8 protein-coding genes are annotated in these 8,609 nt (G+C 66.4%); 5 read left to right on the top strand and 3 right to left on the bottom strand.

Annotation, left to right across the window (positions count from 1 at the left end; genetic code table 11):
* Positions 1-84: 84 nt before the first annotated feature.
* Both ACYVJ0_RS11760 and ACYVJ0_RS11755 read right to left on the bottom strand, forming a co-directional pair.
* Entirely contained in the window at positions 85-903 is an 819-nt protein-coding gene (locus tag ACYVJ0_RS11760; protein WP_460817984.1) for a DNA-processing protein DprA, read from the bottom strand.
* Positions 904-997: 94 nt separating this feature from the next.
* Positions 998-2,587: a ParB/RepB/Spo0J family partition protein gene (locus ACYVJ0_RS11755; RefSeq protein ID WP_460817982.1), complete on the bottom strand. Its 1,590-nt coding sequence runs from the start codon at positions 2,585-2,587 to the stop codon at positions 998-1,000.
* A 551-nt stretch (positions 2,588-3,138) separates the two neighbouring features.
* On the opposite strand from ACYVJ0_RS11755, the gene ACYVJ0_RS11750 reads away from it, so the two are divergent.
* The 4 genes from ACYVJ0_RS11750 to ACYVJ0_RS11735 are packed head-to-tail and all read left to right on the top strand — an operon-like array spanning position 3,139 to position 5,967.
* Positions 3,139-4,269 (top strand): ArdC-like ssDNA-binding domain-containing protein, encoded by a 1,131-nt coding sequence (locus ACYVJ0_RS11750; RefSeq protein WP_460817980.1) that lies wholly within the window; start codon positions 3,139-3,141, stop codon positions 4,267-4,269.
* 20 nt (positions 4,270-4,289) lie between these two features.
* A complete protein-coding gene (locus ACYVJ0_RS11745) occupies positions 4,290-5,027 on the top strand; it encodes a DUF2637 domain-containing protein (RefSeq protein ID WP_460817979.1) in 738 nt (245 codons plus the stop codon).
* Positions 5,024-5,458: a hypothetical protein gene (locus tag ACYVJ0_RS11740; protein ID WP_292735397.1), complete on the top strand. Its 435-nt coding sequence runs from the start codon at positions 5,024-5,026 to the stop codon at positions 5,456-5,458. The genes ACYVJ0_RS11745 and ACYVJ0_RS11740 overlap by 4 nt, the downstream gene beginning before the upstream one ends.
* 11 nt (positions 5,459-5,469) lie before the next feature.
* Positions 5,470-5,967, top strand: coding sequence for a zinc-binding dehydrogenase (locus tag ACYVJ0_RS11735; protein ID WP_460817977.1), 498 nt, complete (start codon positions 5,470-5,472; stop codon positions 5,965-5,967).
* Positions 5,968-6,136: 169 nt separating this feature from the next.
* Here the strand turns inward: ACYVJ0_RS11735 and ACYVJ0_RS11730 are convergent, their stop codons facing one another.
* Entirely contained in the window at positions 6,137-6,466 is a 330-nt protein-coding gene (locus ACYVJ0_RS11730) for an ArsR/SmtB family transcription factor (RefSeq protein ID WP_292735394.1), read from the bottom strand.
* Between the two features lie 79 nt (positions 6,467-6,545).
* Here ACYVJ0_RS11730 and ACYVJ0_RS11725 point away from each other — a divergent pair, with 79 nt between their 5' ends.
* Positions 6,546-8,576 (top strand): heavy metal translocating P-type ATPase, encoded by a 2,031-nt coding sequence (locus tag ACYVJ0_RS11725; protein ID WP_292735392.1) that lies wholly within the window; start codon positions 6,546-6,548, stop codon positions 8,574-8,576.
* Positions 8,577-8,609: the final 33 nt, after the last annotated feature.

Genomic DNA, 8,609 nt, shown 5'->3' with positions numbered 1-8,609 from the left:
CCGCCCCATCGCCAAGCACAGCGGGTACGAGCTCGCCTGCCAGTAACTGACGTCGATTACATGCCGCTCCCGCACAATCTTGCTTCACCCCCTTGACAGCACCCAGATAACGCTCGTGATCGGGCCGGGCACTGCTCCCACCGTGCGCGCGAGGCGGTGCGCGGTGTGCGCGACCTGGGGTGCGCCCGAGCGTGCTCCGGCCTCTACGATCACGGTTGCAGCGGCGAGCGCTGCGAGGATGCGGGTGCGTGCAACGAACCGGGAGCGGGTCGGTGCAAGACTCGGCGGGGTCTCGGTGAGCACGAGGCCGTGCTCGGTGACCTGATGTAGCAGGCCGGTGTTGCCTGCCGGGTAGGGGCGGTCGATGCCGGATGCGAGGACGACGATGGGGTGCCCGGATGCGGCGAGGGTTGCGCGCGTGGCGGCGGCGTCGATCCCGTACGCGCCTCCGGTGACGATGCTGTGCCCGGTTCGGGTGAGGTCGTGGGCGAGTTCGGCGGCGATGTGGTCGCCGTAGCTCGTGGCGGCTCTGGCTCCGGTGATCGTCACGGCACGGGCGGGGGTGTCGGTGAGGAGGTCGAGGTCTCCGGATGTCCAGAGGGCGACGGGTCGTTCCGGGCCGAGGTCGTCGAGCCCTGCCGGCCATTCCGGGTCGGTGGGGATGAGTACCCGGTGTGTGCCGTCTGCGGCGCTGTCGAGGGCGTCGATGACGGTCCGCTCAGCGATGGCGGGCGGGAGGGTGTCGAGGGTGTGCTGGACCACGGCGGGGCCGTTGGTGCCGGTGAGGTGAACGGCGGGCGTGTTCGGTTCGCCGGGGGTAGTCAGGCAGGCCAGCGCGATGCGTGCGTAGCGTTCCTGCTGGTCGGGGTCGGCGGTGATGCGGTCGAGAATCTTGGTGCTCATGATGTCTGCTCGTGTGAGGTCGTGAAACGGAAAGAGGGGGTGGGGCCGGTCACCGGCGATGCGATGACCGGCCCCTGTGGTTGTTGACGGCAGGTCAGGCCGCGTCCGCGACCTCGGCCCCGGCGTCGGTCGAGGCGTCCTCGTCCGTGTCGCTTGCCTCGGGGGCGTCGACGTCGTCCGTGCCGTTCTCCTCGCCGGTGTCGGCCTCCGGCTCCTCGTCGCTCGTCTCCTCGGCATCCGTTTCCTCGACGGGGGTCTCGTCGTCGGGGGTGTCCTCGGCGCGGGTGGCGCTGTCGGGGTCGGTGATGAGGGTTTCGACGTCGGAGAGGGTGTATCCCCATGCGGCGAGCTGGTCGATGTACTGGCGGGTGGACTCGTTGGGGTTGCGCCAGCTGTTCTTGTTGGTTGCCGCTTCCAGAGCGCCGAGTGCGACGGCGAGCAGGGCGTGTCCTGCCTTGGTCGGGGTGGCCTGGGTCATCGCGGCGATGGGGTGCGGCTGTCCGTAGTGGCGCTGGCCGTCGAGGCTGAGGAGGGTCGCTGCCATGTCGTGCCCGTCGCTTGCGGCGCGCGCGACCTCGTGCCGGTTGTCTGCGATCACGGTTGCCGCGAATGCAAGTGCCTGGGAGGGCAGGCGTTTGCGTCCGAGCAACTTGGTCACCCATGCGCGGCGCACCTTTTCCGCGCTGACCCATGCCTTGTTGTTGGCGACGACGCGGCGGCGTTCGGCCTTCTCCTCCTCGGTCATCGACCCGGATCGGGTGTTGGGCTGGTTGTGTCGGATGGAGGTCAGGCCGTGCTCGCGCCAGTTCACGACGACGTGAGCGATGTCGATGCTCCCCCACCGCTCCCCGATAGCGATGGCGTGCCCGTCTTTGCCTGCGTAGTTCTCTTCGGTGACGCGCTCGCCGTCGGCGGTGAGCAGGTCGTGGAGGAAAGCCACGTCCTCGTCGCCCCATGCCGGGTAGTCCATGACGGTGTATCCGTCTGCTTCGTACTGGGCGCGCAGGGCCGCGATTTCTTCCTTGGTGGCCTTGTCGTCCAGGTGCCGCTGGGCGTAGTGGTCGAACGATTCCGGGTCGTGTGCGGCGATGCTGGTGAGTTCGGCCAGCGCGTCGGGGTCGTCCTCGAACTCTGTGAGGATGAGTGCTTGGTCGAGGGTGAGGGCGTGCTGGGTGACGGCGGTCTTGGCGATGTCGCTTTCGGCGACGGCGAGGCCGGTCTTGACGGTGGTGCGCTTGGTGCCGGTCTGTTTGGCGATGGCGGTGACGCTCATCCCGTCCAGCGCCAACTGCCGCCATGCCTCGGCCCGGTCGGTGTCGGTGAGTCCTGCGCGGTGTTCGTTGGTGATGTACTGCTGGATGATGCGGATGCGCTTCTCGTCGGAGGCGTCCACGACGTAGACGGGAACGTCCTCGGCGTCGGCCTCGCGGGCGGCGAGGGTGCGGCGCTGTCCGTCGCGGACGATGATGTTCCCGTTCTGGTCGGGGTGGGCGAGGATGGGCACGATCACGCCGTGGAGCTTGATCGAGTTGACGAATGCCCGGTCGAGGTCGACCTGTGAACGGATGTTGTCCTCCACGACGAGGGTGTGGGGGCTGATCCGGCGAACTTCCGGCCCCTGCACGGCCTCCTCGGCGGGGGTGAGGTCTGCGGCCTGGGTCGGGGTGGTGTCGATGATGGTCATGGCTTTCGGTTCCTTTCCTGAATCCCGGAGGGCGGTCACACCGGGTGGTGTGGCTGTTCCCTCCGTGCCATTGCCTTTCGGCACATGCCGAGAAAAGGGGCCAGGAATGAATGCGCAAGGCCGAAGAGTCAAAAAATCTCCTCCCGACACCAGGGGAAGGAGATCGACTATCGGGGAGAGTTTTTGCGTGCCTTGCGCAGAAGGGAATGGTCCCGCACAATCAAGCAGCCGAAAGGCAATCCGCAGGATTGCCCAACCAGTGCTGCCACCGCGTCAGCGGTGACCGCCTGACTATCCGTGCAGAAGCGGCGGCAGCGGCAGCCCGCAACTCGGGGAATGAAATCTGCGCGCGACGGCGACCAGGATGGGCCGTGCACGGTGGCAAGTAGGCGTGATGGCCCATGGCCCACGGAGCCAGCGGTGCGTTCTCGAGGACCTGTCCGGCACACCTGCGCTGGCGGCTAGGGAGTGACGCGCACGCGTGGCTACCTCCGGCACGGACTTGTGGGGTGTGACGCGCGCACCTGTCCTCACGAATAGCCGATCCGAGCGTGGTCGGTGCGGACGTGAAGGCGGTGGTCTGGGTGGCCCGAATGAGACGTTCCCCGGCCGAAGTACAGGCGGCGCGTGAAACCAAGCTCGACGAGATGGCGGAGAAGCTCGAGACTGCCGTCGCGGGGCTGACGACGGGTGAGGATTGGAAGCGGGCAATCGAGTTCGCAGCCCGGTTCAGATCGCGGAGTTTTCGGAACACCCTGCTGATCTACGCCCAGCATGCTGACGCATACGAGCAGGGGCGAGTGTCGACGCCGGTGCCGACGTACGTAGCGGGGTTCAACCAGTGGAAGCAACTTGACCGGTCGGTGGACAAGGGCCAGTCCGGGTACATGATCTACGCCCCGGTGATGGGGCGGTTCGCGTCGAAAGATCCTTCCGATCCGATGTCGTGGCGCCGATTGCAGGCTCGGGAGAAGCCTGCCGCGGGCGAGGTGGTGCGTTCGAAGATCGTCAACGTGAAGCCTGCGTACGTGTGGGATGTGACGCAGACCAGCGGGTCGGAGATCCCGGAGCGGCCAATGCCGCGGCTGCTGGAGGGAGAGGCGCCGGCTGGGCTGTGGGCGGGGCTCGCCGCGCAGGTCGCGACGGAGGGATTCGAGTTGCAGGACGCGGCGGATGCGTCTTCCATCTGGGGAGCGAATGGCGTGACGATCTACGACACGAAGGTTGTCGCGGTTCGCGCGGACATGGACGATGCAGCGCGGGTGAAGACGCTGGCGCACGAACTCGGGCACGTCCGTATGCACGATCCGGTTGAGGCCGTCACCCATCATCGCGGCATCCGAGAGGTGGAGGCGGAGTCGGTCGCGATGATGATCGGCGCGGCATACGGCATGGACACCAGCGACTACACGATTCCCTACGTCGCGACGTGGGCGCAGTCGGTGGCGGACAAGGAACCGGTGGACGTGGTGCGCGAGACCGGCGAGCGGGTGCGTCGCGTGGCATTGGATATCCTCGACAAGTTGCCGGATGCGGGCATCGGCGACGGTTACCCACCAGGGCTTGACCGCTCCGGCCCTGGCGCTGAACGCAAGACGTCGCAGGCCCGGACAGTCGAGTTGGGCGGGGCGGCACCCGTTCGATCGACGACGAGCATTGACGTGTCGGTTCCAGCGCTGTGACGACGTCAACGAGCACGTCCGTGGAACGGCGGATGGGCGCATGGGTGGTGGGCGCGTCCATCATCGGCACGGTGCTGCTGGGAGTGGGAGCGTTCTGGCTATCGTTCACCGCGCTCGCGGACCTCGCGTCCCGCGCGGGCACCGCGGTGGGGCTCGCGTGGGTATGGCCGTTGATCGTGGACGGGGTAATCGTCATCGCGACGATGTCGGTGGTCGCTTTGTCGCCGTATGGGCGGGCGGCGACCCGGTATCCATGGCTGCTGTTGGGCGGGGCGGCGCTAGTGTCGATCACGGCGAATATCACGCACGCGCTGGTCGCCGCCGACGAAACCGTGCCCGGCATAGTGGCGGCGCTCGTGGCATCGGTGCCACCGATCGTACTGCTTGCGGCCACGCACTTGACTGTGGAGCTGGGCCGCTACCGCCGCGCCATGCCGACCGTCGGTGAGGATGCCGATGTCGACCCGGCCACGACCCTGGTGCAGGAAGGAAGGTCCGAGCGTATGCCGGTTCAAGCGTTGATGTCCGGAACAGTGAGGACAGCAGTCGCGGCAGAGAACACGCACGCGGCATCATCTACGCCGAGCCGGGCCCGCGCGGATATGGGCAGGCCTGAAGACGCGATCCGATTGAGCATGCAGGGTCTGTCGAACAGACAGATCGCGCTTGAGCTCGGTGTCCATCCGACGACCGTCGGACGGTGGATGAAATCAGTCGCGAAGCGGTCCGAAACCACCGCGGAGAAGGAGGAATCATGAACACCGGTGACGACGAGCGGTACATCCCACTGGAGCGCGATGGCAGGGACACGGTAGTGACTGTGGCGTCGGAACGAAAGGCGGAGGCGGAGCATGTGGAGACGGCGCAAATGGATTCGGACGCGCTGGCTCGCTTGTCGGACCCGGCGTTGGCGGCGCGTCGGGAGCGCATCGCCGCCCAGGTGAAGGACCGGTCGCGGCTGACGTGGATGCCCGCATCGGAACTGATGCGACACAGCAGCCAACGTGTCGCGGACGCGATCAGTCACGGGCAGGAGAGACTGCACCGGGCTGCGCGGGACGCCACGGTAGCCGGTACAAGGAAGGTGGCGCAGGCCGTCGGCGAGCGGGTACGAGGGCTGGGCACGCCGCGCCCCGTCATCGGGCGACCGCAGCAGAGCGAACCTGTGGTGACTCGTCAGGGCATCTGAGCGGCATCGCTTTGGAGACCGAGCCTTGTGCGCTGGGCAGCGAAGAGCCGGTCGGTAGTGTGCGCTTAAACGCGATGAATGGAACCGTGGTCGCCCGCGCAGCCACGCTCATCGCCGTCGATGTCGCCGACAACAAGCTCGAGAAGGCCAAGCTATTCTGGGCCACACACACCATCAATTCGACCACCACCGATCCGGCCGCCGAGGTGCAGCGGATCACTGAACGCGGTGCGGTTGGCGCGTTCGATCCCGTCGGAATCCCCGCCGTCACCCAGGAGGTCGTAGGCATAGCTCGCCCGGGCGAAGGCCTATGCTGGGCCGCCCTCCTGGACCCCACCGCTACAGTGCCGATGCAGAGGATCGGCCTCATCGGCAAACAAATGTGCATCCCGGGGCGTCGACATGGGCTCTACAACGCCCAAGCACGACATCCCGCTTCACGCAAACCTGTACCTGCAGGGCCGCTTCCGACTCGACGAGCCCATCTCGAAGGAAATCGCTGTGGATGAAATCGACGCCGGTTGCGACGCACTGCAGGACCCCGCGGTCACCCGCGTGGTGATCACAGGCGAACTCGGCTGAGATCCATTCCTCAAAAGACGTGCAATGACGACCGACTAATGAGAATTAGCACACCCACCCAATGGCCCGCCGCCGTGTTCGGCTAATGTCAAGCGGTCAACGATCGCCGGGAAGGTGGCGGAGGTGTCCGATGGCTTCGTCGAGAAGATCTGCGACATGATCATCGAACAGCACATAGTGAATGTGCCGTCCGTCACGATCGCCGCGGACCACGCTGAGATTCCGGAGAAGCCGTAGGTGGTTGGAGAGCGTCGTCTGTCCGATGCCGAGCTGCATGCCGAGATCGGTCACCGTGCTGGGATGGATGCGCAGCACACTCAGGATGCGGAGCCGGACTGGTGATGCCAGCGCCCGCATGATCTCAGCTAGCCGCACGGCATCCCCCGCTGACAGCGGAGCGGACGCTGGTTCCACCGAACTGCTCATAGGCGAGTTCCTCTCTCATGAGCACGATTATCATTCACATACATCATAGTATCATGTTCTTGTGATGTATTGTTGAGGTATGACTACCTCGACTGCCACGAAATCTCCTGCCGTCATAGAGGAGCACGCGCACGGCTCCGCCCGATGGGAGCTGTGGTTCGCCATCGTGGCGGGCATCACCTACGCCGCGGGGATGATCGCAGAGTATGCGGTCGGCTTGCCGCTGATGGGTCTGCCCTTGGTCCTGTTCATCGCCACTTACTTCTTCGGTGGCTTCTTCACTGTCCGCACGGCGGTCGCATCGACATTGCGGGGCAAGTTCGAGGTCGACTTCCTCATGATCGTCGCCGCAATCGGCGCCGCCCTGATCGGGAAGTGGGCGGAGGGCGCAGTGCTGCTGTTCCTCTTCAGCCTCGGCCACGCTCTCGAGGAATACGCGATGAGCCGCGCCAGCAAGTCGATCGAAGCGCTGGCTGAGCTCGCACCACGGACCGCCCTGGTACGCCGCGGGGACGACGATCCCGTCGAGGTTCCGGTGGAGCAGATCGTGGTGGGTGATGTCGTGATGGTGCGCCCGAACTCGAGGATCCCGTCGGACGGGTTCGTGATCGCCGGGATCTCGGCCGTCGACCAGTCGGCGGTCACCGGTGAGTCGATGCCCATCGAGAAGGAGCCGGTCGCGGATCGCGAGCGGGCGATGCGCACCGTCGATACCCTTCCGGCCTCGAATCGCGTGTTCGCCGGCACGGTGAACGGCTCCGGGGTGCTCGAGGTCGTGGTGTCGGCGACAGCCGCGGACTCGACGCTGAGCAAAGTCGTCGAGCTGGTCCGCACGGCCGACCAGGCTGCGTCACCGACGCAGCAGTTCATCAACCGTTTCCAGCGGTGGTACGTGCCCGCGGTGATCCTCGGCGTGGCCGCCACCCTGGTGGTCGCGATGTCCGTGTTCTCGCAGCCGTTCACGGATGCCTTCTATCTCGCAATGACTGTCCTCGTGGCCGCGAGCCCGTGCGCACTGGCCATCGCGACGCCGGCGGCCGTTCTCGCTGGAGTCGCCCGAGCGGCCCGCGCCGGCGTGCTGGTCAAGGGCGGTGCTCCGCTGGAGACCCTGGGGCGCGTCAGGGCGATGGCCTTCGACAAGACCGGTACCCTCACCTGGGGCAACCCGCAGGTGACGTCGGTCACTCCCGTGGACGGCGTGGACGGGAGCCTCCTCGTCCCCATCCTGGTCGCCGTGGAGTCTCTCAGCGATCACCCGCTCGCAGCAGCGATCGTCCGCGACCTCGCAGGTCAGGTGTCCGAGGCGGAGCGCGTCGAGGCGTCGGACCTCAACGCCGTCGTCGGCCGCGGTGTACGTGCCACGGTCGACGGAGAGATCGTCGAGGTCGGCAACCTGCGGATGTTCGACGAGCAGGGCCTCACCCTCCCCTCGTCAGTCGAGATCGCTTACACGGAGGCGCGCGACTCCGGCCAGACGTTGATGATCGTCCGACGCGGTGATCGGTTCCTGGGAGTCGTCGGCGTGATGGACACCTCTCGCGCCGAGTCCGCGCAGGTGCTCCGCGTGTTGCGAAGCGCGAACGTCGGCCAGCTCGTGATGATCTCCGGCGACAACCAGCGCGTCGCGGATGCCGTCGGCCGCGAGGTCGGCGTCGACACCGCAATCGGTGAGCTGCTGCCGGAGGACAAGGTTGCGCACATCACTCGTCTTGCCGAGACGCATCGCCCCATCGCGATGGTCGGGGACGGCGTGAATGACGCGCCCGCGATGGCTCGCGCGGACATCGGCATCGCGATGGGGGCTGCCGGTTCCACCGTCGCACTGGAGACCTGTGACATCGCTCTCATGAGCGACGACCTGGGACGCGTCCCGTTCGCCGTGCGTCTGAGCCGCGCGACCAGCCGGATCATCCGTCAGAACCTCATCGCGAGCCTCGCGATCGTCGTCCTCCTGGTGATCGCCACCTTCATCGGGCTGAACATCGGTGCCGTGGTGCTCATCCACGAGGGCTCGACACTCATCGTCGTGGCCAACGCTCTTCGCCTCCTGGGCTTCGAGCGTGGCAAAGAGCACGCTGGTATCGACCACGAAGACCGCCCCTCCCACTGAGGCCGCGGGCGTCTGGCGGCCTAGGGCAGGATC

Source organism: Microbacterium petrolearium (genome assembly GCF_054782875.1).
This window is presented reverse-complemented; position numbering and strand designations above follow the sequence as displayed.